Annotated in this window: 21 protein-coding genes; 10 read left to right on the top strand and 11 right to left on the bottom strand. The window is 70.1% G+C overall.

All coding sequences use genetic code 11. The features are described from left to right. Positions 1-14: 14 nt before the first annotated feature. Together AB0J64_RS05285 and AB0J64_RS05290 are read right to left on the bottom strand one after the other, a co-directional pair. Complete coding sequence (locus AB0J64_RS05285; protein WP_344991822.1) at positions 15-788, bottom strand: enoyl-CoA hydratase-related protein; 774 nt, start codon at positions 786-788, stop codon at positions 15-17. A gap of 32 nt (positions 789-820) precedes the next feature. Next, the gene (locus tag AB0J64_RS05290; RefSeq protein ID WP_364020955.1) at positions 821-1,474 is read right to left on the bottom strand and encodes an endonuclease; all 654 of its coding nucleotides are present in this window, start codon (positions 1,472-1,474) and stop codon (positions 821-823) included. A 97-nt stretch (positions 1,475-1,571) separates the two neighbouring features. Between AB0J64_RS05290 and AB0J64_RS05295 the strand changes: the two genes are divergently transcribed. After that, positions 1,572-1,853, top strand: coding sequence for a Fe-S cluster assembly protein HesB (locus AB0J64_RS05295; RefSeq protein ID WP_364020958.1), 282 nt, complete (start codon positions 1,572-1,574; stop codon positions 1,851-1,853). Here AB0J64_RS05295 and AB0J64_RS05300 read toward each other — a convergent pair whose 3' ends face one another. Continuing rightward, complete coding sequence (locus tag AB0J64_RS05300) at positions 1,854-2,579, bottom strand: rhodanese-like domain-containing protein (RefSeq protein ID WP_364020960.1); 726 nt, start codon at positions 2,577-2,579, stop codon at positions 1,854-1,856. A gap of 19 nt (positions 2,580-2,598) precedes the next feature. On the opposite strand from AB0J64_RS05300, the gene AB0J64_RS05305 reads away from it, so the two are divergent. Then, a complete protein-coding gene (locus AB0J64_RS05305; protein ID WP_364020963.1) occupies positions 2,599-4,614 on the top strand; it encodes a CehA/McbA family metallohydrolase in 2,016 nt (671 codons plus the stop codon). A gap of 9 nt (positions 4,615-4,623) precedes the next feature. On the opposite strand, the gene AB0J64_RS05310 is transcribed toward AB0J64_RS05305, so the two are convergent. Both AB0J64_RS05310 and AB0J64_RS05315 read right to left on the bottom strand, forming a co-directional pair. Beyond that, positions 4,624-5,064, bottom strand: coding sequence for a PaaI family thioesterase (locus AB0J64_RS05310; RefSeq protein WP_364020966.1), 441 nt, complete (start codon positions 5,062-5,064; stop codon positions 4,624-4,626). A gap of 48 nt (positions 5,065-5,112) precedes the next feature. Continuing rightward, positions 5,113-5,970 carry an oxidoreductase gene (locus AB0J64_RS05315; RefSeq protein WP_364020969.1) on the bottom strand — a complete coding sequence of 286 codons (858 nt, stop codon included), beginning with the start codon at positions 5,968-5,970 and terminating at the stop codon, positions 5,113-5,115. 103 nt (positions 5,971-6,073) lie between these two features. Between AB0J64_RS05315 and AB0J64_RS05320 the strand changes: the two genes are divergently transcribed. Further along, positions 6,074-6,913 carry a helix-turn-helix transcriptional regulator gene (locus AB0J64_RS05320; RefSeq protein WP_364020972.1) on the top strand — a complete coding sequence of 280 codons (840 nt, stop codon included), beginning with the start codon at positions 6,074-6,076 and terminating at the stop codon, positions 6,911-6,913. A gap of 89 nt (positions 6,914-7,002) precedes the next feature. Then, positions 7,003-7,974, top strand: a complete 972-nt coding sequence (locus AB0J64_RS05325) for a zinc-binding dehydrogenase (protein WP_364020975.1) — start codon at positions 7,003-7,005, stop codon at positions 7,972-7,974. A 144-nt stretch (positions 7,975-8,118) separates the two neighbouring features. Here the strand turns inward: AB0J64_RS05325 and AB0J64_RS05330 are convergent, their stop codons facing one another. Both AB0J64_RS05330 and AB0J64_RS05335 read right to left on the bottom strand, forming a co-directional pair. Further along, positions 8,119-8,544 (bottom strand): cytotoxic translational repressor of toxin-antitoxin stability system, encoded by a 426-nt coding sequence (locus tag AB0J64_RS05330; protein WP_364020978.1) that lies wholly within the window; start codon positions 8,542-8,544, stop codon positions 8,119-8,121. Continuing rightward, the gene (locus tag AB0J64_RS05335; RefSeq protein WP_364020981.1) at positions 8,541-8,954 is read right to left on the bottom strand and encodes a prevent-host-death protein; all 414 of its coding nucleotides are present in this window, start codon (positions 8,952-8,954) and stop codon (positions 8,541-8,543) included. The genes AB0J64_RS05330 and AB0J64_RS05335 overlap by 4 nt, the downstream gene beginning before the upstream one ends. Positions 8,955-9,125: 171 nt before the next feature. Here AB0J64_RS05335 and cpt point away from each other — a divergent pair, with 171 nt between their 5' ends. Further along, positions 9,126-9,668 (top strand): chloramphenicol phosphotransferase CPT, encoded by a 543-nt coding sequence (gene cpt / locus AB0J64_RS05340; protein WP_364020984.1) that lies wholly within the window; start codon positions 9,126-9,128, stop codon positions 9,666-9,668. Positions 9,669-9,798: 130 nt separating this feature from the next. Beyond that, a complete protein-coding gene (locus AB0J64_RS05345) occupies positions 9,799-11,718 on the top strand; it encodes an N-acetylmuramoyl-L-alanine amidase (RefSeq protein WP_364020986.1) in 1,920 nt (639 codons plus the stop codon). Here the strand turns inward: AB0J64_RS05345 and AB0J64_RS05350 are convergent. Together AB0J64_RS05350 and glgP are read right to left on the bottom strand one after the other, a co-directional pair. Further along, a complete protein-coding gene (locus AB0J64_RS05350) occupies positions 11,681-12,577 on the bottom strand; it encodes a MurR/RpiR family transcriptional regulator (RefSeq protein WP_364020989.1) in 897 nt (298 codons plus the stop codon). The two genes, AB0J64_RS05345 and AB0J64_RS05350, sit on opposite strands and share 38 nt — an antisense overlap. Before the next feature lie 53 nt (positions 12,578-12,630). Then, complete coding sequence (gene glgP, locus AB0J64_RS05355) at positions 12,631-15,213, bottom strand: alpha-glucan family phosphorylase (protein ID WP_364020991.1); 2,583 nt, start codon at positions 15,211-15,213, stop codon at positions 12,631-12,633. A 281-nt stretch (positions 15,214-15,494) separates the two neighbouring features. Between glgP and AB0J64_RS05360 the strand changes: the two genes are divergently transcribed. The 3 genes from AB0J64_RS05360 to AB0J64_RS05370 all read left to right on the top strand — a co-directional run bounded on the left by AB0J64_RS05360 (position 15,495) and on the right by AB0J64_RS05370 (position 20,716). Then, on the top strand, positions 15,495-17,612 hold the full coding sequence (locus tag AB0J64_RS05360; protein WP_364020994.1) for an alpha-1,4-glucan--maltose-1-phosphate maltosyltransferase: 2,118 nt from the start codon (positions 15,495-15,497) through the stop codon (positions 17,610-17,612). Positions 17,613-17,683: 71 nt separating this feature from the next. Then, positions 17,684-19,387 carry a maltose alpha-D-glucosyltransferase gene (gene treS / locus AB0J64_RS05365; protein ID WP_364020997.1) on the top strand — a complete coding sequence of 568 codons (1,704 nt, stop codon included), beginning with the start codon at positions 17,684-17,686 and terminating at the stop codon, positions 19,385-19,387. A gap of 3 nt (positions 19,388-19,390) precedes the next feature. After that, on the top strand, positions 19,391-20,716 hold the full coding sequence (locus AB0J64_RS05370) for an aminoglycoside phosphotransferase (protein ID WP_364021000.1): 1,326 nt from the start codon (positions 19,391-19,393) through the stop codon (positions 20,714-20,716). On the opposite strand, the gene AB0J64_RS05375 is transcribed toward AB0J64_RS05370, so the two are convergent. After that, positions 20,713-21,564, bottom strand: coding sequence for an NAD(P)-binding domain-containing protein (locus tag AB0J64_RS05375; protein ID WP_364021003.1), 852 nt, complete (start codon positions 21,562-21,564; stop codon positions 20,713-20,715). The two genes, AB0J64_RS05370 and AB0J64_RS05375, sit on opposite strands and share 4 nt — an antisense overlap. Before the next feature lie 53 nt (positions 21,565-21,617). Here AB0J64_RS05375 and AB0J64_RS05380 point away from each other — a divergent pair, with 53 nt between their 5' ends. Beyond that, positions 21,618-24,704, top strand: a complete 3,087-nt coding sequence (locus AB0J64_RS05380; RefSeq protein ID WP_364021006.1) for a BTAD domain-containing putative transcriptional regulator — start codon at positions 21,618-21,620, stop codon at positions 24,702-24,704. Here the strand turns inward: AB0J64_RS05380 and AB0J64_RS05385 are convergent. Further along, the gene (locus tag AB0J64_RS05385; protein WP_364021009.1) at positions 24,701-25,411 is read right to left on the bottom strand and encodes a DUF4328 domain-containing protein; all 711 of its coding nucleotides are present in this window, start codon (positions 25,409-25,411) and stop codon (positions 24,701-24,703) included. The two genes, AB0J64_RS05380 and AB0J64_RS05385, sit on opposite strands and share 4 nt — an antisense overlap. Positions 25,412-25,473: the final 62 nt, after the last annotated feature.

The raw sequence follows: 25,473 nt of genomic DNA on the forward strand, positions 1-25,473 counted from the left end.
GGTCGAATTTCGCGCTAACGCCCTGTGAATTTGGGCTTCGCCTTCTCCGCGAACGCCCGCATGCCGATCTTGGCGTCGTCCGTGGCGAAGAGACCGGAGAACTGCAGGCGCTCGACCTCGAGACCGGTGTCGAGATCGACTTCCAGGCCCCGGTCGATGGCCTGCTTGGCGGCGCGGAGCGCGACCGTGGGGCCGCCGACGAACGTGGCGGCCCACTCCAGCGCGGCCGTGTAGACCTGCTCGTCGGGCACCACCCGGTCCACCAGGCCCATCGCGAGCGCCTCCGGGGCGGCCACGTGGCGGCCCGTGAAGATCAGGTCCTTGGCCCGCGCCGGGCCGATCAGGCGCGGCAGGCGCTGGGTGCCTCCGGCGCCGGGGATGATGCCGAGCAGGATCTCCGGCTGGCCCAGCTTGGCCGACTCCCCCGCGACCCGGAAGTCGGCGCAGAGGGCGAGCTCGCAACCGCCGCCCAGGGCGTATCCGGTGATGGCGGCGATGACCGGCTTGCCGATCTGGGCGACCGCCGTGAAGCAGGCCTGGAGCGTGCGGGAGTGGGTGGCCATGTCGGCGTAGGACATGTCGGCCATCTCTTTGATGTCGGCGCCCGCGGCGAAGACCCTCTCGCCGCCGTACACGATGACCGCCTGCACCTGCGGGTCGGCGTCCACCTCGCGGGCCGCCTCGGCGATCTCCCGCTGGACCTGGCTGTTGAGGGCGTTCATCTTCGGACGGTCAAGACGGATCGTGGCGATCTGGTCGGCCACCTCGACGCTCACAAACTCACCCATGGACCCGAACCTAACAGTTCAGGATGGGATGGTCAGTGAGCGGCGGCCATCACCTCGTCCACCGTTTTCTTGCTCCGCGACACCCGGACGAGCGCCGCCGACAGCCGGGCCAGCTCGTCGTTCGAGTGGGCGAGCCGGGCCAGCGGGCGCTCCTGGCGCGGCAGCCCGAGCTTCTCCGCCCCGTCCAGCACCCGCTTGTCCAGGTGCGGCGCCACCTGGGGCCACACGGCCTGGACCTCGCGCAGAAAGATGTCGGCCCCCGTAGGGCCGATGCCGGGGAACTCCATCAGCAGCTGCGTGATCCTGCGGGCATCGCCGCCGGCCTCGTCGCGCAGGCGGCGCAGGTCGCCCTTCCAGCGGTCCAGGAGCAGCTCGGCGGCCTTGCCCAGCATGGTCGAGGTGCGCTCGTCGTAGCGGCGGTAGTGGCCGCGGCCCAGCGCGTCCACGCGGTCCTGCCAGCTCGCCTCCCGCATGGCCCTGGGCGTGCTGTACCCCGCCTTGAACAGCTCTTTGGCGGCCGCGACCGCGACCTCGGCCGAGATGCGGGCGCTGAGCAGGAGGGCCAGGACGAGCAGCTGGTACAGCGGCTTGGGCTGGTCGGCGAGCTTGATACCGGCCTCTTTGGCGAACGTCCGGCCGTAGCGGTCGAGCAGGACGTCGAGGACGGCCTTGTCGGTCTTACCCATGTCTGCTCCGCTACCCGTGACCTGCGGTGACATGCCCTGGTTTGGGACGAGGGTCGTGGGGGAGGCGAAGGGTTCGTCGATGGCGAAGGAGTTCGCTGTGCTGACATTGACTGAGAACGCCGTCGTGGCGATCCGTGATCTGATGGTCGGAGAGGACGTGCCCGCCGACGCGGGCCTGCGCATCTCCCCGAAGCCCGATGAGGCGGGGACGCTCGAGCTGTCTCTGGCGAGCACGCCGCACGCGGGCGACCAAGTGGTCGAGAAGGAGGACATACGCGTCTTCGTCGCGGAGGATGTGGTGCAGATCCTCGACGACAAGTCGCTCGACGCTCAGCCGGGCGTGCCGGGACAGCCCAACTTCCGCCTGAACCGGCGGTAGTCAGCCCAGGTCGGACTCGCTTTCGGGTGAGCGCACGTCGCCCAGCCCGAACAGGCCCACCAGCCTTCCGTTCATCTGGGTGACGACGACGTGGTCCAGCTTGGCCCGGTCCATGCGCTGGATCAGCGGTCCGAGCTGCTCGCTCGGCCGCACCGTGGTCACACCGACGCGCATGACGCGCTCGGCGGTGCTGTTCAGGTCGGCGCCCTTGAGTTCGCCCGACCCGACGACACCCTGGACCACGTCGTCCTCGTCCACCACGACGGCGAGCCCGGCCGGGTCGGCGATGATGCGCTCGGTGAGCTCGTCGAGCGGGTCGTCGAGGCCGGCCGTCACGGGGTCGCGGCGCACGTTCCGCGACACCAGCTCGGCGCTGCCCTCGTACGGCAGGTCCGCCGCGAGCCAGTCCATCTTGCCCGGCCGGTAGTCGTGCACCTCGCCGAACCCGAGGCGATCGAGCCGGTGGGCGGCGCGCGGGCTCAGGTCGCAGAGCCAGTCGTGGCAGTAGACGATGACGGGCCGCTCAGGGTCCAGCTCGCCGGCCGCCGTGCCCATCGCGGCCAACGGCAGATTCGCGGCGCCGGGCAGGTGCGCCCACGCGTACTCGGCCTCCGGCAGCACCTCGACGAGCTGGGCCCGCCCGTCGGCGACCAGCTCCTGTACGGCGTCGCGATCGATGATGTTCGTCATGGCGTCCCCGTACCCCCAGAGGGCGATTCGTGTCACGATGCTCCAGGGGTGTCAGATGTGTGACGATCCGTTGCTTCCCGCACCTGTGGCCCGTGCGCTGGCCGAATACCGTGCGCTGCGTGACGAGCATGGCCCCTGCTGGGGCGAGCCGCCCATCCCGTACGTCGTCCAGGCCTGGGCCACCGTCTTCCTCGACCGCCGCTACGACTACTGGCAGGCGGCGCTGCGGCAGCTCGGCGAGCGCCATCCCCCGGAGCAGGTCGAGCAGCACCTCGACGAGGTGGACGTGGAGCGGGCGGTGCGCGACGCGCTCGCGGGCGACGTGCTCGACAACCTGGCGGCGCTGCGCCTGACGCCCGAGGGGTTCGCGCTGGAGGCCGACACGCAGGTGGTGCTGGACGACCGGCCCTTCCGTACGTCGCTGCTGCTGGACTCCAGCACGGACGAGCCCGTCACGGTGGTCGTGGACGGCACGCCGTACGAGGTGGCGGCCCATGGGGCCAAGGTGGTGGCGCTGGAGCGGGACGTCAGCGTCGGCGGGCAGCCTGTCGATCTGTCGCCGCTGCGCAGGCGGGCGGAGGCTGCCGCGATCCGGGTGCGGGCGGGGTTCCCGTGCCGGTGGAGCGTGACGGGCGCGAACGGGCAGGGCTGGTATCCGGACGGCGCCCCGCCCAAGGTGGACTCCCAGCGCAGGCCGTACTTCCACGGCGACGACCTCGTGGTCGCGGTGCCCGCCGAGCCGATCACGGTGACGGTGGCCCGGGGCATGGAGTACACCACGTCCGAGCTGATCATCACGCCGGAGCCGGGCGCGGAGACGCTGGTGGAGCTGGCGCCCGAGCGCCTGTACGACGCCGCGGCCCGCGGCTGGTACGGCGGCGACCTGCACGTGCACATCAACTGGATGGGCGAGGAGCCCGCCGCGCCCGCGCTGGCCGCGGCGGCGCAGCACGGCGAGGACCTGCACGTGCTCAACCTGGTGGCGGGCAACGTCTCGAGCGAGCGCGTCTACGACGTCGAGGCGCTGGCGCACTGGGCGGGCGAGGACCTGCCGTGGTCCGACGACCGGCACGTGGCCAGGATGGGCGTGGAGTACCGCAACGACCTGGTCGGGCACGTGACCGCGTTCGGGGTGCGGAAGCCGCCGCGGCGCTACCACACGGGCTTCGAGGGCACGGTCGACTGGCCACCCAACGCGGTGGCGCTGGAGGAGCTCCGGGCGCTCGGCGCGGTGACGGGGTACGGGCATCCGTTCCACACGGCGTTCACCGACGACGACCCGCCCGACGTGGTGCTCGACAGCGGGCGCGACTGCTCGGCCAGGGAGATCGTGGCCGACGCCGCGCTCGGCCTGATCGACACCCTCGACGTGCTCAACCACTCCTCGCTCGCCGGCACCGCCGGCGTCTACCGCCGCCTGATCGGCGCGGGCAACCGGCTCGCGGTCACCGCGGGCACCGACGCCGTGCTCTCCTTCTGCCGCCGCGGCACCGCCTCCAGCCCGCCGGGGTGGGGACGGGTGTACGCGAACGTCGCGGGCCCGCTCACCGCCGAGTCCTACACCGAGGCGATCCTGCTCGGCCGCACCTTCGCCACCACCGGGCCGTGGCTGGAGCTCACCGTGAACGGCCACTGCCCCGGCGACACGCTGGAGCTGGCCCCCGGGCAGCGCGTGGAGATCGTGCTCTCCTCCATCGGGCCGGAGGTCGAGTCGCTGGAGATCCGCACCTCTGAGGGCGTGCTCGCGCAGGGCCCGCCCGGGCGGCTGGTCGCCACGACGACGGTGAACGAGCCGACGTACGTGGTCGCGGTGGCCTTGGGCGGCCCACATCCCCGTGCCACGCACCGGTCGGGCGCGTACGCGCACACCAGCCCGGTGTACGTGGACGTCGCGGGCGGACACGTGGCCAGGGAGGCGGACGTGCGCTGGTGCCTGGCCTGGCTGGACCGGCTGGAGGTGCTGCTGAGGGAGCACGGCACGTTCGGGAGCGCCGCACAGCTCGACGACCACCTGGACCTCTACGAGCGTGCCAGGGCCGTCTACCGCAAGCGGCTCACCCAGGCTTCCTGATCGTCCGGATCAGGCCTGCCTGGTCGCCCGGATCTGCGCGGTCGCGGTCGCCACGGCCACCGGCTCGCCGTCAGGCCCGAGGAGCTCGCCGGACATGAAGCACACCTGGCTGCCGCGCCGCACGACCCGGCCCCTGCCCACGAGCCGGCCCGGCCGGGCGGGGCGCAGGAACTGGACGTGTAAGTCGAGCGTCGGCGCGAACTGCCCCTCCGGCAGCGTCGCGACCAGCGCCGGGCCCAGGGTGTCGTCGAGCATCGCGGCCAGGAACCCGCCCTGGATCACGCCCACGGGGTTGACGAAGCGCTCGCTCGCCTGGAAGGCCACCTCGATGGTCCCCTGGTCGGGGTCGATGCTCAGCAGCTCCCAGCCCAGCGTCTCCGCCGCGGGCGGCGGAGCCATCCGGCCCGCGACCATCTCCCAGAACGGCCCTCGACGCGCCTGCGTTTCCATGCCGGCGATTCAACACCACGCCACCGACACTTCTCGCCCACGGCAGGGCTACGCGCCGATGGTGTCGAGTTCCGCGACCGCGTCCGCGGGCAGGACGAGGCCGGCCGCGGCGACGTTCTCGCGCAGGTGGGCCACGGAGGAGGTCCCCGGGATGACGACGATGGTGGCCGAGCGCCGCAGCAGCCAGGCCAGGGCGACCTGCTGCGGCGAGGCGCCCAGGCGGGCGGCCACGGCGGAGAGCGTCTCCGACTGGAGCGGGGTGAACCCGCCGAGCGGGAAGAACGGGGCGAAGGCGATGTTCTCGGCCACGCACCGGTCGACGAGGGCGTCGTCCTGCCGGTTGGCCAGGTTGTAGAGGTTCTGCACGGTGACGACGGGGGCGATGGCCTGCGCTTCGGTGAGCTGGGCCTCGGAGGCGTTGCTGAGGCCGAGGTGGCGGATCAGGCCTTCCTTGCGCAGCTCGGCCAGGGTGCCGAACTGCTCGGCGATGGAGCCCTCGGTGGTCTCCAGGCGCAGGTTGACCACGTCGAGCACGTCCGTGTCGAGGTGCTGGAGGTTCTCTCGTACCTGGGCCTTGAGGTCGTCGGGGTCCAGCGAGTGGATCCAGCTGCCGTCCGGCCCGCGGCGCGCGCCGACCTTGGTGACGATGTGCAGGCCCTCCGGGTACGGGTGAAGGGCCTCCCTGATGATCTCGTTGACCACGGTCGGCCCGTAGAAGTCGGCGGTGTCGATGTGGTTGACGCCCAGCTCGACGGCTTCGCGGAGCACGGCGACGGCCTGGTCGCGGTCCTCGGGCGGTCCGAAGACGCCGGGGCCGGCCAGTTGCATGGCGCCGTACCCCATGCGGTTGAGTGTGAGCCCTTCGGCGAGCGGGAGAGCCCCGCCGAGCACGTTGTTCGATGTCATGCGGACAGTGTCCGGCGTACCCGCCCCAGGTGGCAGTACCCCGCTGTTCCTGGGGGTGGCAGGGCCAGTCACCTGGGGGAGGATGGCGGCTACCGTGGATGGGGTGGATGGCACGAACCCGCTCGGTGAGTTCCTGCGCGCCCGGCGGGAGCTGGTGCGGCCCGAGGACGTCGGGATCAGGGGCGTGGGCCTGCGGCGGGTGCCCGGCCTGCGCAGGGAGGAGGTCGCGACGCTCGCCGGTATCAGCTCGGACTACTACCTCCGCCTGGAGCAGGGCCGTGACCGCAACCCCTCGGTCCAGGTCCTCGAAGCCCTCGCCGCCGTCCTGCGCCTGGACGCCGACGCGACCGCCCACATGATCGCCCTGGCACGGGAACGGTCCTCCCCGGCGCGGGCGACGCGGAAGCGGAAGCCTCCCAAGCCGGAGCAGGTGCCGCCGAGCATCCAGCAGCTCATCGACGGCTGGACGACGAACCCGGCGTACGTGCAGAACAAGCTCGCCACCGTCCTGGCGGCGAACCCGCTGGCGACGGCGTTGTCGCCGAACTGCGTCCCAGGGGTGAACATGCTCAGGGCCGTGTTCCTCGACCCCTCGGAGCGGGAGCTGAGGCGGGACTGGGAGGAACTGACGGAGGACGGAGTGGCCAGCCTGCGCGCCCGCGTCGGGGCGGACGTCGACGATCCGCGGCTGGTGGAGCTGGTCGGAGAGCTGTCGCTCCGGAGCGAGCGGTTCCGGATGCTGTGGGCCCGCCATGACGTGCACCTCCACACGGCCCGCGTCAGCCGGCTGCGGCATCCCCTGGTCGGCGACCTCGAGCTTCAGTCGAACAAGCTCGCCGTCAGCGGCACCGACGGTCTCCTCCTGATCGTCTTCCACGCCAAGCCCGGCAGCCGGAGCGCTGAGCTGCTGGGACTGCTGGGCAGCCTCACCGCCGGCGATTAGGGCGCACGCCTTGAGCACGGTTTGACATCAAGCAAGGTTGAGGTTGCAGCCTTGAAGCACGAGTTGACCTCTGTCTTCGGGAGAGCACCATGCATGCCGTCGTCCTGCACGCCTTCGGCCCCGCCGAGAACCTCCGCTACGAGACCGTCCCCGATCCCGTACCCGGCCCGGGCCAGGTGCGTATCGCTGTGAGAGCGGCCGGGGTGCACCTGGTCGAGGCGATCCTGCGGTCGGGGCGGGCCGGTGAGTCGCTGCCGCCGCAGCCCGAGCTGCCGACGATCTTCGGCGGCGAGGTGGCGGGACGCGTGGACGAGGTGGGGCCGGGGGTCGATCCGTCGTGGATCGGACGGGACGTGGTGACCGCGTACGGCGAGCCCGGCGGCTACGCGGAGCTGGCGGTGGCCGACGTGACGTCCGTTCACCCGATCACCATCGGCTATGAGACGGCCGTGGCCATGGTCGTCACCGGCGTGACGGCGCTGCAGTTCCTGGACGTGGCCGACCTGACGCCCTCCGACGTCGTGCTGGTGACCTCGGCGGCCGGCGGGATCGGGCGCCTGCTCATCCAGTACGCGCGCGGTATCGGCGCCAAGGTGGTCGGCGCGGCCGGCGGTCCCGCCAAGGTGGCGGCCGTACGGGAGCTCGGCGCGGACATCGCGGTCGACTACGACCAGCCCTCCTGGGAGGAGAGCGTCGCCAAGGAACTGGGTGGCCGTACGGTCACGGCGCTGCTCGACGGGGTCGGAGGCGACAAGGCGCGGGCCGCGTTCGAGCTGCTGGCCGACGGCGGCCGGTACGTGACCATCGGCAACGCCTCGCAGCAGGACTTCCTGCCCGACCCCCAGACGGTCAAGGAGCGGGACCTCACCGTGACCAACGCCCTGATGCTGCTGCTCAGCGGGCCGAACACGAGGCCGCAGTACGAGGTCCGCGCGCTGGCGGCGGCGGCCGAGGGCACGCTGGTGCCCGCCGTGCAGACGTTCCCGCTCGCGCAGGCGGCGGCCGCCCACGCCGCGCTCGAAACCAGGGCGACAACCGGCAAGGTCGTCCTCATTCCTTGACCGCGCTCCCGGCCTGACCCCCGGGCGCTCCGGCTTGGCGGCGCTGCCGCCTGGCCGGCCTACACGGCCTGTCGCCCCTTGAGCGCGCGTTCAACCGGCCAGACATCAGGACCGGAAACTCGGCAGCGGCCCGCGGCCGACGCCTCAAGCGCCCTCGGTCCAATATCTCTGAAGCCGGGCGACGGCATCCTCCTTGCTCATCGCCGCGACCTCGGCTTCGGCGAGACCCACTCTGGCGATCAGCAGGTGAACCAGATCGGCGGGCAAGGCGTTCGGCGGCGGCTCCGGCGTTCCGCGATCAGGCGGGGCGCCGTCCTTGACGCAGGCCCAGAACGTCGCCTCGTCCACCTGCAGCTGATCACGAAGAATGTGATCCCACATGCTCCGGCCATAGATGCTTCGATCGGGAGGATGAGAGATTCGAGTCCTCAGGATCCGGCCATCGGGAAGATCCAACTCGTAGGTGACGTGGTGGTTTCCCGCTCCTCCACGAGCATTCCGTACAGAACGCCAGCCTTCGATCTGGCAGAACCGTTCGTGGTCCTCACGTGCGGGCTGGGGCCAGGTCACCGTGCCTTCCCAACCAGCCATTCACGCAACTGATCGTCGTCGCTGAGGCTGATCAACTGCACCAATCCCCAGTTCTCACGGTGGTTCGGCGCATCGAGCAAGTGGTCCTGCCAGTCTTCGGCGTACTCACGCAGCGCGCCTATCATCTCTGTGACGGCCTCATTGAAGGTCCGGCCATCCGCGGCGATCGGCAGCCCAGGAACGAAGATGGACCAACCGCCGTCCTCCGCAACCGTCTGTGCACCAGGAGTGACGGCTGCGAGGGAGTGGCGCAGTCTCTCGACGTCCACGAGGGCAGTCCTGGCAGACTCACGACGCACCGTGGCCACACGGCCTCGTTCAGCCGCGTCCAAGAGCGCTTTCAGATGCGCGCGCGCCTCTGTGTAACTGTCGAAATGAACGGCGGACATGGCGGCACCTCCATTGGAGCGTATCCACAGGATGCCAACGCTAACAAGTACGTCAAGTACGTGACGTACCGATAATCGATCAGTGGAGCTGTTCGCCCGGTCGTAGCAGCAGGGCAGCGTCAGCCGATAACGCTTTCACCTCTCGGAGGCTGAACCCCTACCGTGTACGCCGTGACGACTCAGGTGATCGTGCTCAATGGCGGATCCAGTGCAGGCAAGTCCTCGATCGTCCGGCACCTGCAGGCCGTCTTGCCGCAACCATGGCTGGCCTTCGGGGTCGACTCGCTCATCGAGGCGATGCCCGCATCCATGCAGACATCGGATGGAGGCATCGAGTTCGCCTCCGATGGCGGAGTGGCTGTCGGGCCGGAGTTCGTAGCGCTGCAAGCCGCTTGGATGGAGGGGATCGCAGCGATGGTCCGTGCCGGGGCTCGGGTCATCATCGATGATGTCTTCCTCGGCGGAGGAGCGTCCCAGCAGCGGTGGCAGAGGGTTTTCGGCGGACTGGACGTCCTGTGGGCCGGCGTCAAGTGTGACAGCGCGATCGCGGCCGAGCGCGAGAGGGCCCGGGGTGACCGGGTCACGGGAATGGCCGCGAGGCAGGCGGACGCGGTTCACGAAGGTGTGGCCTATGACGTGGTCGTGGATACCACGCAGACCGAGTCCCTGGTGTGCGCGAAGATCATCGCCGATCATGCACGACAATCCGGCTAGTGGTGTTTGTCCTGGTCCGGCGGCCACTGTGTTAAGGGGTGAAGAATACCTTCGCAAAGATCTCGCGCGAGAAGGAAAATGTTGAGACGCTGATCCCACTTACGTGGCCCCCCAGTCCAAGGAGTGGTTCATGCGCCGCCTATTGGCGATCTCCGTGGTCGCCCTCCTGCCCTTAACCGCCGCCCCAGCGGCCAACGCCGAAGAGCCGGCCGACCGTCAGGAGGCCTTCGCGGCCGCCGCCCAAGAGTTCAAGGTGCCTGAGAGCGTCCTTCTCGGTGTGTCGTACCTCGAGTCGCGGTGGGACGCCCATGCCGGGCAGCCGTCCAACAGCGCCGGGTTCGGCCCCATGCATCTGACCGACGCCGCCGCCTTCGCCACGTCCAACCACCATGGCGACGGCGCCGAGGACGCGCGAGGGGACGAGAGCCGGCCTCTGCCCGCTCCCGAGCCTTCCGCCGCCCAGGCCGACATTCCCGCCTCCCTCCGCACCATGGAACGGGCCGCGGAGCTGACCGGGGAGAGCAACGAGCGGCTGCGTACCGACGATGCCGCCAACATCCGGGGTGGCGCGGCGCTGCTCGCCGACTACCAGAAGACGCTCGGCGCGCCGCTGAGCGAAGACCCGGGCGAGTGGTACGGCGCCGTCGCCAAGTACTCCGGGGCCGAGGAGTCCGGGGCGGCCAAGTTCTTCGCCGACGAGGTGTACGCGACGATCAAGGAAGGCGCCGCGCGGACCACCGACGACGGGGAGAAGGTCACGCTGCCCGCCGTGCCCGATCTCGAGAAGATCGAGAAGTGGCTCGAGAAGCTCGGTCTGCGCCACGAGCGGACCGATGGCGTCGAGTGCCCCGCCTCCGTCTCCTGCGAGTGGATCCCCTCCGCGTACCAGGAGCTGCCGGCCCCCAAGAACTACGGCCACTACGACCTGGCGAACCGGCCGTTCAGCCAGAAGATCGAGTACATCGTCATTCATGACATGGAGGGCTATTTCGCCCCCTCCATCCGCATGAACCAGGACCCCAACTACTCCGCCAGCTGGCAGTACTCCATCCGCTCCACCGACGGCCACATCGCCCAGCACGTCAAGGGCAAGGACGTCGCCTGGCAGGCCGGCAACTGGTACGTCAACGCCAAGTCCATCGGCATCGAGCACGAGGGCTTCCTGGCCGAGGGCAGCACCTGGTACACCGAGGCGATGTACCGGTCGAGCGCCCGCCTGGTCCGCTACCTGGCGCTCAGGTACGGCATCCCGCTCGACCGCGCCCACATCCTGGGCCACGACAACGTCCCCGGCACCCTGCCCACGACCGTGAAGCAGATGCACGAGGACCCGGGCCCGTTCTGGGACTGGACGCACTACTTCCAGCTGATCGGCGCCCCGCTGCACCAGTTCGGCGGCCCCAGGTCCGGATCGATCATGATAAAGCCGGACTTCGCGACGAATAAGCCGTACTTCTACGGGTGCGACCGCAAGAACCCGAACGCCGACTGCCCGCCGCTCCCCGCGAGCACCGTCTGGCTCCGCACCGAGCCGAGGCAGGACGCGCCGCTGGTCAAGGACATCGGCAAGCACCCGACCGGCGACTCCCTCTACAGCGTGTACGACCACAGCGCCCGCGCCACCACCGGCCAGCGCTTCGCCGTGGCCGACCGCCAGGGCGACTGGACGGCCATCTGGTACCTCGGCCAGAAGGCCTGGTTCTACAACCCGGCGAGCGCGCCGACCGCCGTCCCGTCCATGGGACTCGTGGTCACGCCGAAGCCGGGCAAGACCACGGTCCCGGTGTACGGCAGGGCCTACCCCGAGCAGGAGGCGTACCCCGCCGACATCCCGTACCAGGCGGTGACCCCGCTGCAGTACACGTTCTCGGCAGGCGAGAAGTACACGCTGGCCGGATCGGCGCCCGCCGAGTACTACCGGGCGGTCACGTTCACCATGGACCAGGACCACAAGGTGGTCCGGGGCAAGACGAAGTACCTGCAGATCCAGTTCGGCCACCGCGTGATGTTCGTCAAGGCTGACGACGTGCGGGTGACGTTCTCCGGGTGAACTCCTTGACGGCGCGCCTGGTGCTCGCGAGCGCCTCCTGAGAGGAGTCGTACGTGCGCTGGGCGACGCCGACGAACACGCAGTCGACGACGAGGAGCTGGCTGATCCTGCTGGCCAGGGCGCCGGGACGGAACTCCGTCTCGCGCCCGGCGGAGATCAGCACATGTTCGGCCAGCTCCGCGATGAACGAGCGCGGGTTGTTCGTGATCGCGACCGTGGTGGCCCCGGCCTCCTTGGCCCGGGTCAGCGGCTCGATCACGTCGGGCGTCTCCCCCGACGTGCTGATGCCGATCGCCACGTCGCCTTCCCTGAGCAGCACCGCGCTGGTCAGCGCCAGGTGCGCGTCCTGGAAGGCGTGGCTGGACAGCCCGATGCGCAGCAGCTTCTGGGCGACGTCCTCGGCCACCAGCCCGGAGGCGCCCACCCCGTACGCGTCGATCCGCCGCGCCCCCACGATGGCGTCCACGACGAGCCCCAGCCGCTCGGAGGTCAGCTGGGCGACGGTGTCGTTGATCGCCTCGGACTCGGCCCGCGCCACCTTCTGGATGACCTCCGACAGCGGATCGTCGGGCGCCAGGTCGCCGGGCACGAGCCGGTCGGGCTGCGCGGCGGCCGCCGCCAGGGCCAGCCTGAGCTGCGGATATCCCGCGAACCCGAGCAGCCTGGCGGTGCGCACGATCGTGGCCTCGCTCGTGCCGGAGGCGGCGGAGAGCTCCGTGATGGTGCTCCTGGCCACCGTCGCGGGGTCCTCCAGGATGAGCCGGGCGACGGTCTGCGCGGCCGGCGTCAGGGACGGCAGCACACCGCGGACCGTGGCTACCAGAGTGTCGGCCCGCAGGCCGTTGCCGCTGTCGTCCACGTCCTGATTATGCCGTCCGTTTACCGCAATGTGCCGTCGCCCCTGCCCCGCGTTTAACGCAATGTGCCGTTCGTCATGCCCACAGGCTCCTCCGGCACGGCGATAAGTCCCAATTCTGCGGGGGTTTCCATGAGCGGGTGGTACGGCACGGCCCGCACGGTGTATCCGAACGCTCCCGTACGGTCAAGCGGGACCTCGCCCGTGTAGTGAGCCCGCCCGTCGTCGTCCGTCGACACGACGGCGAGCTTCGCGTACGCGGGACGCACCAGCTCGTCGTGCGGCCCGACCTTGCCGTAGGCCACCTCGACCAGCACGTCGCCGGGCTCCAGCTCACCGAGCGCGACCGTGGCGCGCAGCTCGACGGAGGCGCCCACCTCCGGCGTGTCCCCCACGCCCGAGGCTTCGACGTGCTCGACGCGCACCCCCGGCCAGGCCTGGGCGACCCGGACCTTCCAGGCCGCGAACGCCTTGGCCGGCGCGTGCGACTCGGCCGACAGCGCGCGGGCGGAGGCGGCGGCCGGGCTGTAGAGATCGACCACGTAGTCCCGCAGCATCCGGCCGGCCAGCACCTTCGGCCCCAAGGAGGTGAGGGTGTGCTTGACCATCTCCATCCAGCGCCGCGGCTGCCCGTCGAAGGCGCGGTCGTAGAACCGGTCGGACACCTCGTGCTCGATCAGGTCGTACAGGGCGGCGGCCTCCAGCTCGTCCCGCCGGTCCGGATCCGTCACGCCGTCGGCGGTCGGGATCGCCCAGCCATTGGTGCCGTCGTACCACTCGTCCCACCAGCCGTCGCGGATCGACAGGTTGAGCCCGCCGTTCAGCGCGGACTTCATCCCCGACGTCCCGGACGCCTCGAGCGGGCGCAGCGGGTTGTTCAGCCAGACGTCGCAGCCCTGGGTCATGAGCTGACCGAGCGCCATGTCGTAGTCGGGCAGGAAGACGATGCGGTGGCGGACGGTCGGATGATCGGCGAACTTGACGATCTGCTGGATCAGCTTCTTCCCGCCCTCGTCCGCGGGGTGCGCCTTGCCGGCGATCACGATCTGCACGGGCCTGTCGGGGTCGAGCAGCAGCTCGGTCAGTCGCTTGGGATCGCGCAGCATCAGCGTGAGCCGCTTGTACGACGGCACCCGCCGGGCGAAGCCGATGGTCAGCACGTCGGGGTCGAGCGCGTCGTCGATCCAGCCGAGCTCGGCGTCGGACGCGCCTCGCTCGCGCCACGACCTGCGCAGGCGCACCCGGGCGCCCTCGACCAGCCGCTTGCGCAGCGTGCTCCTGATCTGCCAGATGTCGGCGTCGGAGATCTTCTGGATGCCCTCCCAGCCGCGGGCCCGCTCCAGCAGCGAGGGCACCTCACGCACGGCCAGCTCCATGAGCTCGCGGCCGACCCAGGTGGGGGCGTGCACGCCGTTGGTGATCGAGCCGATCGGCACCTCGTCGCGGTCGAAGCCCGGCCAGAGATCCTTGAACATCTCCCGGCTGACCTTGCCGTGCAGCTCGGACACGCCGTTGACGCGCTGCGCCAGCCGCATGCCCATGACCGCCATGTTGAACCGGCCGGGATCGGCCTCGGCGCCCAGCGCCAGGATCCGCTCGACGGGCACGGTCGGCCAGGCGTTCGAGCCGCCGAAGTGACGCTCGATCATGTCCACGGGGAACCTGTCGATGCCCGCGGGGACGGGCGTGTGCGTGGTGAACACCGTGCCCGCGCGCACGGCCTCCAGCGCCTCGTCGAACGAGAGCCGCGCCTCGGTCAGCTCGCGTATGCGCTCGAGGCCGAGGAATCCGGCGTGCCCCTCGTTCGTGTGGAACACCTCGGGCTCGGCGTGCCCGGTGATCCTGCAGTACGCCCTGATCGCGCGTACGCCGCCCACGCCCAGCAGCAGTTCCTGCATGAGCCGGTGGTCGGTGCCGCCGCCGTAGAGGCGGTCGGTGACGTCGCGGGCGGCGGTGTCGTTCTCGGCCACGTCGGAGTCGAGCAGCAGCAGCGGCACCCGGCCCACCTGGGCCACCCACACCTGGGCGTGCAGCTCGCGCTCGTCGGGCAGGGCGATGCGGACCTTGACGGGCTCGCCCTCGGCCTCCTTCAGCAGGCTGAGCGGCAGGCCGCCCGCGTCGAGCGACGGATAGTGCTCCAGCTGCCAGCCCTCGGGCGACAGCGACTGCGTGAAGTAGCCGTGGCGGTAGAGCAGGCCGACCGCGAGGATCGGCACGCCCAGGTCGCTGGCCGCTTTGAGGTGGTCTCCCGCGAGGATGCCCAGGCCGCCCGAGTACTGCGGCAGCGCGGCGGCGATGCCGTACTCCGGCGAGAAGTACGCGATGGCGCGCGCCGCGTCGGGCAGCGTCTGGTACCAGCGCGGCGATGTCATGTATTCGCGCAGGTCATCGGCTGCGTCGGCGAGGCGTCGCAGGAAGCGGCGGTCGGAGGCGAGCTCGCTCAGCCTGGCGGGACTGACGGCGCCGAGCAGGGCCACGGGATCGTGCCCAACCTGCTCCCAGAGCTCGGCATCGACCTCCGAGAAGAGGTCCGTAGTCTCCGGATGCCAGGACCAACGGAGGTTGTGCACGAGCTCGCCGAGGGCGGCCAGCTCCGCGGGCAGGACGGTGCGGACGGTAAACCGGCGGATAGCTCTCACGTTTCTGCACCCTACGGGCTAGGAGGGACCTCTGAGTCCTTCACCCTCATCAAGACCGTTCAAACCCCTTCCGGGACAAGGCATGAAGGCGGACGTTTGGGGCAACTTTCCTCATTGTTGGCTGTCCCGCGGGCACACTCGGGAGGTCTATCCACTGCTGTCCACAATTTACATGCAAGGATCGTTCCTATGGCGGGACGCGACCAGCGGCCCACCCGAGCTGCATCGACACGGAAAGCCTCCGGCGGCACCGAGCGCGCCGCCGCAAACCCTTGAATGCGATGATCGGACGAATTCCCATCACGGACATCTCCCCCGTCGTCGACTGCGGGCAGTGGCCCGCCAAGGCGGTCGCCGGCGAGACCTTCCAGGTCTCCGCGACCGTGTTCAGAGAGGGCCATGACGCCGTGGCCGCGGGCGTGGTGTTCACCTCGCCCGACGGCCAGCGCGGGCGTCTGAGACGAATGCGCGAGCTCGCCCCCGGCACCGACCGCTGGGGCGTGGACGTGTGCCTGCCCGCCGAGGGTGACTGGCTGTTCCGCGTTGAGGCGTGGAGCGACCCGATCAGCACGTGGCTGCACGATGCCGAGATCAAGATCCCGCGTGGCATGGACGTCGACCTCATGTGCGAGGAAGGCGCCCGGCTGTTCGAGCGGGCCGCCAAGGCCGTACGGGCGGCCGACTGCCCGAACGGCCAGTCCAAGAACGGCTCCAACAGCCCGCCCAGGAACGGCCCCAAGACGCAGAACGGGAACGGCGCCAAGGGCCAGAACGGCAACGGCGACAGCGCCTGCGGGCACCGGGCCGCCCTGCTCTCCGTCTCCGCCACGCTGCGTGACGAGGAGCTGGACCCCAGGGCCCGGCTCTCGATCGCGCAGCTGCCGGAGACGGCCGCGCTGCTGGACTCGCACCCGTTCCGGGAGCTGGTGACCAGGTCCAAGTCCCACAAGGTCAGGGTGGACCGGCGCAGGGCGCTGTACGGCTCGTGGTACGAGTTCTTCCCCAGGTCGGAAGGCTCGGTCGTCAACGAGCTGGGCATTTCCAAGTCCGGAAATTTCCAGACTGCTGCCAAGCGGCTCCCGGCCATCGCCAAGATGGGCTTCGACGTCGTCTACCTGCCGCCCATCCACCCGATCGGCACGCAGTTCCGCAAGGGCCGCAACAACACGCTCAGCCCCGAGCCTGATGAGCCTGGCTCGCCCTGGGCCATCGGCTCCGAGGACGGCGGCCACGACGCCGTACACCCCGATCTTGGCACCCTCGAGGACTTCGACGAGTTCGTGGGCCGCGCCAAGGAGCTGGGCATGGAGATCGCGCTCGACTTCGCGCTCCAGTGCTCGCCCGACCACCCGTGGGTCAAGGAGCACCCCGAGTGGTTCACGATCAGGGCGGACGGCTCCATCGCGTACGCCGAGAACCCGCCGAAGAAGTACCAGGACATCTACCCGATCAACTTCGACAAGGATCCCGAGGGCATCTACGCCGAGGTCAGGCGGGTGCTGCGGCACTGGATGGACCACGGCGTGCGGATCTTCAGGGTGGACAACCCGCACACGAAGCCGGTCGGGTTCTGGGAGCGGCTGCTGGCCGACATCCACACGACCGACCCGGACGTGATCTTCCTGGCCGAGGCGTTCACCCGGCCGCCGATGCTCCGTTCGCTGGCCAAGGTGGGCTTCCACCAGTCGTACACGTACTTCACGTGGCGGAACACGAAGGTCGAGGTGGAGACGTACCTCACGGAGCTGGCCCAGGAGACCTCCGCCTACCTGCGGCCGAACCTGTTCGTGAACACGCCCGACATCCTGCACGAGTTCCTGCAACACGGCGGCGTGCCCGGGTTCAAGATCAGGGCGGTGCTGGCCGCGCTGGCCTCCCCCACGTGGGGGGTCTACTCGGGGTACGAGCTCATCGAGAACATTCCGGTACGCCCAGGAAGCGAGGAATACCTAGATAGCGAGAAATATCAGTACAAACCTCGTGATTGGGTTACGGCCGAACGTGAAGGGTGGAGTCTTGCGCCCTTCATCACCCACCTGAATTTGTTCCGAAGAGCTCATCCCGCACTACAGGAATTGCGTAATCTACGGTTCCACAGGGTCGACCAAGGGGACATCGTCTGCTTCTCGAAGCGACTTCCCGGCGCCTATGACCCGGCCACTCGCAGGCACGGTCTGGGCGACGTGGTTCTGGCGGTCATCAACCTGGATCCGCACCACACCCATGAGGCGACTGTTGACCTTGACCTACCAGCACTCGGACTGGACTGGAACGCAGAGTTCGTCGTCGACGACGAGCTCTCCGGCGAGTCCTATCGCTGGCGGCAGAGCAACTACGTACGCCTCGACCCACACATCCAGCCTGCCCATATTCTCACCGTCCGAGCCGCGCCACGGTAGAACTGAATTCAGCGGGGAGTCTTCAACGTGTGTGAAAGCGCCTCCGTCATGAGCCCCTCGTGGGGTGGCTCATGAGCTCCACCACACCCATTCCCAACACCTTCGACGAGGAAAAGCCGCGCGACCCCTACTGGTACAAGCGCGCGGTTTTCTACGAGGTCCTGATCCGGGGCTTCGCCGACTCCAACGGCGACGGCACCGGCGACATCAAAGGGCTCATCAGCAAGCTCGACTACCTGCAGTGGCTGGGTGTCGACTGCCTGTGGCTGTTGCCGCTGTACGAGTCGCCGCTGCGTGACGGCGGTTACGACATCGCGGACTTCACGAAGATCCTGCCCGACTTCGGGGATTTGGGGGACTTCGTGAAGCTCGTCGACGAGGCACACAAACGCGGCATGCGCGTCATAGCCGACCTCGTCATGAACCACACCAGCGACGCCCACCCATGGTTCCAGGCGTCCCGGCACGACCCGGAGGGGCCGTTCGGCGACTTCTACGTGTGGTCCGACACCGACGAGAAGTACCAGGACGCCCGGATCATCTTCATCGACACCGAGACGTCCAACTGGACCTACGATCCGGTGCGTGGCCAGTACTACTGGCACCGCTTCTTCCACCACCAGCCGGACCTCAACTACGAGAACCCGGACGTGCAGGAGGCCATGCTGGAGGTCCTGCGCTTCTGGCTGGACCTGGGCATCGACGGGTTCCGGCTGGACGCGGTGCCGTACCTCTTCGAGGAGGAGGGCACCAACTGCGAGAACCTGCCGAGGACCCACGAGTACCTCAAGCGGGTCAGGGCCGAGGTGGACCGGATCTACCCCGACCGGGTGCTGCTCGCCGAGGCCAACCAGTGGCCGACGGACGTGGTGGAGTACTTCGGCGACCCGGTGGGCGGCGGGGACGAATGCCACATGGCCTTCCATTTCCCGCTGATGCCCCGCATCTTCATGGCCGTACGGCGGGAGTCGCGCTACCCCATCTCCGAAATCATGGCGCAAACGCCGAAAATTCCGGAACACTGTCAGTGGGGAATCTTCCTCCGCAACCACGACGAGCTGACGCTCGAGATGGTCACCGACGAGGAACGCGACTACATGTACACCGAGTACGCCAAGGACCCCCGCATGCGGGCGAACGTCGGCATCCGCCGCCGCCTGGCCCCACTGCTGGAGAACGACCGCAACCAGATCGAGCTGTTCACCGCGCTGCTCCTGTCGCTGCCCGGCTCCCCCGTGCTCTACTACGGCGACGAGATCGGCATGGGCGACAACATCTGGCTCGGCGACCGCGACGGCGTGCGCACGCCCATGCAGTGGGACCCCGACCGCAACGCGGGCTTCTCCGACTGCGACCCCGGCCGGCTCTACCTGCCGGTCATCATGGACCCGATCTACGGCTACCAGGGCATCAACGTCGAGGCCCAGCAGAAGAACGCCGGCTCGCTGCTGCACTGGACCAGACGCATGATCGAGATCCGCAAGCGCCACCCCGTCTTCGGCGTGGGCGGTTACGCAGAGCTCAACTCCTCCAACCCGAGCGTGCTCGCGTTCGTCAGGGAGCTGGGGGACGACCGGATGCTCTGCGTGAACAATCTGTCACGCTTCCCGCAGCCGGTCGAGCTTGACCTGCGGAGATTCGTCGGGGTTTCGCCTGTGGAGACCATGGGAGGGGTCCCATTCCCGGCAATTGGCGAACTTCCGTATCTTTTGACGCTTCCTGGGCATGGGTTCTATTGGTTCACTCTCCCGCCGGCGATCACCCAGGAGGAGTAGGACGTGCTTGATGAGCTCCTTGCCGCATGGATCGGACGCCAACGTTGGTTCGGCGGCAAGGGGCGCCCGATCGACGACTTGTCGATCGAATCGGACGTCGAGCTGGCGCCCGGGCTGCGACACCTGGTCGTGGCCGTGTGGCAGGAGGGCTCGCGCGACCGCTACCAGATCCTCCTCGGGGAGCGCACCGAGCTCCCCGACCGCCTGACCCACGCGCTCATCGGCATGCTGGGCGACGTCTACGTGTACGACGCCGTACACGACCCCGACTGCACGAGCCGGCTCCTCGACGGCATGGCCCGCGACGAGACCGACAACGGCCTGCGCATGCGCCACGTGCCCGACATCACGATCGACACCGACCAGCGCAGCCTGGTGCTGGGGGCCGAGCAGTCCAACACCTCGCTCGTGTACGGGGACCTGTACATCTGCAAGCTCTTCCGCCGCCTCATCCCCGGCGTCAACCCGGAGCTGGAGATCATCACCGCGCTGGCCGCCAGGAACGCGCCGCACATCGCGCAGCCGTACGGGTGGATCGAGACGGACCTCGACGGCACGGACACCACGCTCGCGATCATGCAGGAGTACCTGTGCAACGCGAACGACGGCTGGGACCTCGCCCTGACCAGCGTGCGCGACCTGTACGCGTCGCTGCCCGAGCTGCCGGCGGGCGATGCGGGCGGGGACTTCGCGGCCGAGTCGCAGCGTCTCGGGGTCGCCACCGCCCGGGTGCACCACGAGCTGGCCGAGGCCTTCCCCACGGACGTCATCGAGTCGCACGAGGTCAAGCGGATGGCCGAGACCTTCAGGCGCAAGCTGGGCCGGGCGGTGGCGGAGGTGCCCGAGCTGCGCCCGCATGTGAGCGCTATCGAGGACGCCTACCACCAGGTGGACCTGCTCACCCACGTGATCCCCGTGCAGCGGATTCACGGCGACTACCACCTGGGCCAGGTCATGCGCACGCCGACGGACTGGGTGGTGCTGGACTTCGAGGGCGAGCCGGGACAGCCGCTGGCCGAGCGCAGGGCACTGTACTCGCCGCTGCGTGACGTGGCCGGGATGCTGCGCTCGTTCGACTACGCGGCCAGGCACCTGCTGGCCGGCCACTCGGAGGCCGAACGCCTGGAGCCCCGGGCCGCGGAGTGGGCCGACCGGAACCGCGCCGCGTTCCTCGAGGGATACCTGGAAGGCGGCGGAGCGATCACACGAGGGGACGCGGCGCTGCTGCGGGCCTTCGAGCTCTCCAAGGCCGTGTACGAGGTCGTGTACGAGGCCCGCAACCGGCCCACCTGGATCTCGATCCCCCTGGCCGCCTTCCGGCCCCGCTAGAGCTCTTCGACCAGGCCCGACAGCCCCTCGTGGGCGAGCCCCCTGGCCACGCGCCGGTCGATGACGGTCTTCATGGGCAGCAGCAGGTCCGGCTTGACGCCCTGCTCCTGGAAGGCGCGGACCAGGTTCTCCATGCCCGCCCGGTTGACCTCCAGGTTGGACACCTCGGTCCTGTGGTCGCCCGCCTCGATGGCCTCGGCCCATCGGGGCTGCTGTGCCGCCATCGCGTTGAGCCACGGGACCAGCAGGTCCGTGGTGAAGTCCGTCAACGGGTACTTCGCGGAGGTGACCAGCGCGGCGGCCTCCAGGAAACCGGCGATCTGGCCGTACATGCCGGTCAGCATGGCCAGGTCGAGCAGCGGGGCCATGCCCGCGTCCGTGCCGACGTACCGGGGCGCGGCCATGGCCGTGAACGCCTGCTCGTAACGGTCGAAAGCCGGCTGCGAGCCGCTGTAGAGGATGAGCGCGCCAGGTGTGGCGATCATCTGGGGCACGGCCATGATGCCGCCGTCCAGGTAGTCGCCGCCGCGCTCGGCCACCCAGGCCGCCGTCTCACGGGCCTCGGCGGGGCGGCCGGTGGTGAGGTTGGCGACGACGCGGCCCTCCAGCGGAACGTCCTTCAGCACCTCGTGGACGGAGGGGTAGTCGAGCAGGCAGACGATCACCAGAGGGCTCGCCTCGACGGCCTCCGCGGGGGTGGCGGCGCGGCTCGCGCCCTTGGCGACCAGGGGGTCGGCCTTGGCGGGCGAGCGGTTCCACACGGTGACACGGTGGCCGGCCTCGATGAGGCTCGCCGCGAGCGCGGAGCCCATGAGACCGAGGCCCAGCACGGAGATATTCTCTGACATTTCGGTGTTCCTTCTGCTCAGGAGTGATGCGTTCACCCTGCAGGTGCACGGTTATGGTCTGGTTCGGGATCGGTTATGGGGGTGGGATGCGGTTCGGGGTGCTGGGCCCGCTCGCGGTGTGGAACGCGGACGGGGAGCCGGTCAAGGTGCCGGAGGCCAAGGTCCGGGCGCTCCTCGCCGACCTGCTGATCCACGCCGGCCGTCCCGTCTCCGCGGACCGGCTGATCGAGGACCTCTGGGGCGACCGTCCCCCCGCGAACGCGCCCGCCGCTCTGCGGGTCAAGGTGTCGCAGCTGCGCAGGGCGCTGGGTGGGCTGGTCGCTCACCGGGTGCCCGGGTACGTGCTGCGGGTGGAGCCGTCGTCGGTGGACGCCGGGCTGTTCGAGTCACTGGTCGGACGCGCGCAGCGGGCCACCGAGCCGGGGGCGCGGGCCGCGCTGCTGCGCGAGGCGCTCGGGCTGTGGCGCGGGGACGCGTACGCGGAGTTCGCCGGCGAGCAGTTCGCCCTGGCCGCTGTGGCGCGGCTGGAGGAGCAGCGGCTGGTGGCGCTCGAGGAACTGGCCGAGGCGCGGCTCGGGCTGGGCGAGCACGCCCTGCTCGCGGCCGAGCTGTCCGACCTGGTGGCCCGGCACCCCCTGCGTGAACGGCTCCGTGCCGTACACCTGCGGGCCCTCTACCGGGCCGGGCGGCAGAGTGAGGCGCTGGCCGGCTACGGGGAGTTGCGGCGGCGGCTCTCCGAGGAGCTGGGCCTCGATCCCGGACCCGAGCTGGCGACCCTGCACCAGGCGATCCTGCGACAGGACCCGGTCCTGGAGGCGCCCGCGCTCCCCCGCACCAACCTGCCCGCGCCCCTGACGAGCCTGGTGGGCCGGGACGAGGCGGTGGCCGAGGTCCGCTCGCTCCTGCGTGCCGGCCGGCTCGTCACGCTCACCGGGCCGGGAGGAGTCGGCAAGACGCGGCTGGCGCTGGCGGCCGCGGCCGGCCTGGAGTCCGCGGAGGGGTTCGACGGCGAGGTGTGGCTGGTCGAGCTGGCCTCGCTCGGTGCCGGGGCACCGGTGGCCGGGGTCGCCGAGCTGATCGCGGACGTGCTCGGCCTGCGTGATGACGTGCCGGAGTCCATGCTGGAGCGGCTGCCCGCCGCGCTGGCGGCCAAGCGGACGCTGCTCGTGCTGGACAACTGCGAGCACGTGGTGGAGCAGGTGGCGGCGCTGGGAAGCAGGCTGCTGCGGGCGGCCCCCGGGCTGCGCGTCCTCGCCACCAGCCAGGAGGCTCTGCGGATCGAGGGCGAGACTCTGGTGAAGGTGCCGCCGCTCGGGCGGGAGCCCGCGGTGGAGCTGTTCACGGCGCGGGCGGGCATCGAACCCGATGCCGACGTGGCGGAGATCTGCGAGCGGCTGGACGGCATCCCCCTGGCCCTTGAGCTGGCCGCCACGAGGATGCGGGTGCTGACCCCGCGCCAGCTCGCCGAGCGCCTCGACGACCGGTTCCAGGTGCTCACCTCAGGAGTGCGCGGCGCCCCGGCCAGGCAGCGGACGTTGCGGGCGATGATCGACTGGAGCTGGGAGCTGCTGGGTGACGCCGAGCAGGTCGTGCTGCGGCGCCTGGCCGTACACGCCGACGGCTGCACGCTGGAGGCGGCCGAGGAGGTGTGCGCCGAGCCGGGCGTGGACGTGCTCGACACGCTGGCCAGGCTGGTGGACCGGTCGCTGGTGGTGCGGGCGGCCGGGCCCCGTTTCCGGCTGCTGGAGTCGGTGGCGGCCTACTGCCAGGAACGGCTGCGCGAGGCGGGCGAGGACGACCAGATCGCGCTGCGGCACGTCCGTTACTACACCGCGCTGGCCGAGCGGGCGGAGCCCCGCCTGAGAGGCCATGAACAGCGGCTCACGCTCGCGCTGCTGGACGCGGAGGGCGCCAACCTGAGGCTGGCGCTGGAGACGGCGGTGCGGCTGGGCGCGGCCGGCGAGGCGGTGCGGCTGGTCAACGCGATGGCCTGGTACTGGGTGCTGCGCGGCAAGCTGGGCGAGGGCCGTCGGGCACTGGAGAGCGCCCAGGCCCTCGCCGGGGGCTCCGCGGAGACCGAGGTGTGGCTGGCCGGGCTGCGGATGCTGGCGGGGCGGCCCAGCATGCCGGACGCCGCCGTGTTCGAGGCCATCGCCGACCCGCTCGCCAGGGCCAGAGCGCGGTGGTTCACCGGGTACGCGCTGTTCGGCTACGACGACCTGTCGGCGAGCGTGGACCTGCTGCGGAGCGCGCTGGAGGGCTTCCGCGAGCTGGGCGACGCCTGGGGCACGGCCGCGGCGCTGAGCGTACTGGCCAGGTACGCCGCCATGCGGGGCGACCTGGACGCGCTGCGGCGCGACGGGGAGCGGGGCCTGGCGCTGTTCAGGGAGGTCGGCGACCGGTGGGGCGAGATGCGGGCCGCGGAGAACCTCGGCACGCTCGCCGAGATCACCGGAGACTACGAACGGGCCGCCGAGCTGCGCAGGGAGGGCCTGCGCATGGCGGAGGAGCTCGGGTTGTGGAGCTCGGTGTCCGACGCGCTGTCGCGGCTGGGCCGGATCGCCCTGCTGACGGGCGACTACGCGGCGGCCGACGACTACCACGAGCGGGCCAGGCGGCTGGCGGTGGCGCAGTCGAACCGGCCCGCCGAGGAGTTCGCCGAGCTCGGTCTCGCGCTGGTGGCGCGGCGGCGCGGCCGTCTCGACGAGGCCGAGTCGCTGCTGCGCAAGTGGCTGGACTGGGTCATGGACGTGGCCGGTGAGCCCGGCGCCGCGCTGATCCTGGCCGAGCTGGGGTTCACCGCCGAGCTGCGGGGCGACGCGGCCGGAGCGCTGGAGCTGCAGCTGCGCGGGTTGGTGGTGGCCCGCAAGGTCGGCGACCCGCGGGCCATCGCGCTGGCGCTGGAGGGACTGGCGGGCGCGCGGGCCCTGAGCGGGCGGCACGAGGAGGCGGGACGGCTGCTGGGGCGGGCGGCGGAGCTCCGGGCGTCGGTGGGTGCGCCGCTGCCGAAGGCCGAGCGAGCCGACGTCGACCGGATCACGGCCGTGGTGGAGACCGCCCTGGGTCAGGAGGCGGCCGGAGCGGCCATGTCCCGGGGCGCGATCCTGCCGCTGGACGGCCTCCTGGCCGAGTACGGCTAGTAGGCCGGATATGCCCCGGGAAGGCCGGGTGCGAAGGCCGCCGAGCGGTGCTCTTCCTGGGCGCCGGTGATGCGCTGGATGACGAGGATCGCGAGCACGGCCGCCCCGAGCATCAGCCCGATGCACACCACGTCGAAACTGGCCGCCGCGGCGACCTGCTCCGGCTCGTCGGCCCTGAACAGCAGGCGCGCTCCTACGTTGGAGACCCAACTGCCGACCAGCCAGGCCGCCCACCAGGCGTTGAAGAGGCCCCTGGAGCGGGACGGAGTACGGCGCGAGGCGTCCCAGATGTCGTTCACGATCTGCTTCGGGATCCAGAACGAGATGATCGGGATTATCCAGCCGAAGACCAGCCAGGGTTTGGCGTTCCGGTGCCCGTGGGGCGCGAGGATCTCGGCGTTCGCCCTGACCCTGAAGAGCCAGATCAGGAACGCGACGATCGCGCCGACGTACACGCCGGTCTCCAGGATGCCGGAGAGCCCGTAGACGAGGTCGCCCGCGTTGATCTCCGATTCCGGCACGGAGTCGACGTCGGCCATGATGCGGTCGATGAGGTCCGCGTACCAGAGATCGATGACCGCGGCGATGACGCCCACGAGCGAGTAGCAGACGAGCATCACCACTGCGAAGATCGCGAGTCCGCGGACCGGGCGTAACGGCGGGGGCGGTGGTGGCGGGTAGCCGTGAGCGGGGGGTGGCGGGTACATGACTGCGGCCTTTCTCGGTGCTGGTTAAACCTAGGATTTCGCACTTTCGGTGATTGTCTCGG

The organism is Nonomuraea sp. NPDC049695, from assembly GCF_040674955.1.
GTDB classification, from domain to species: domain Bacteria; phylum Actinomycetota; class Actinomycetes; order Streptosporangiales; family Streptosporangiaceae; genus Nonomuraea; species Nonomuraea helvata.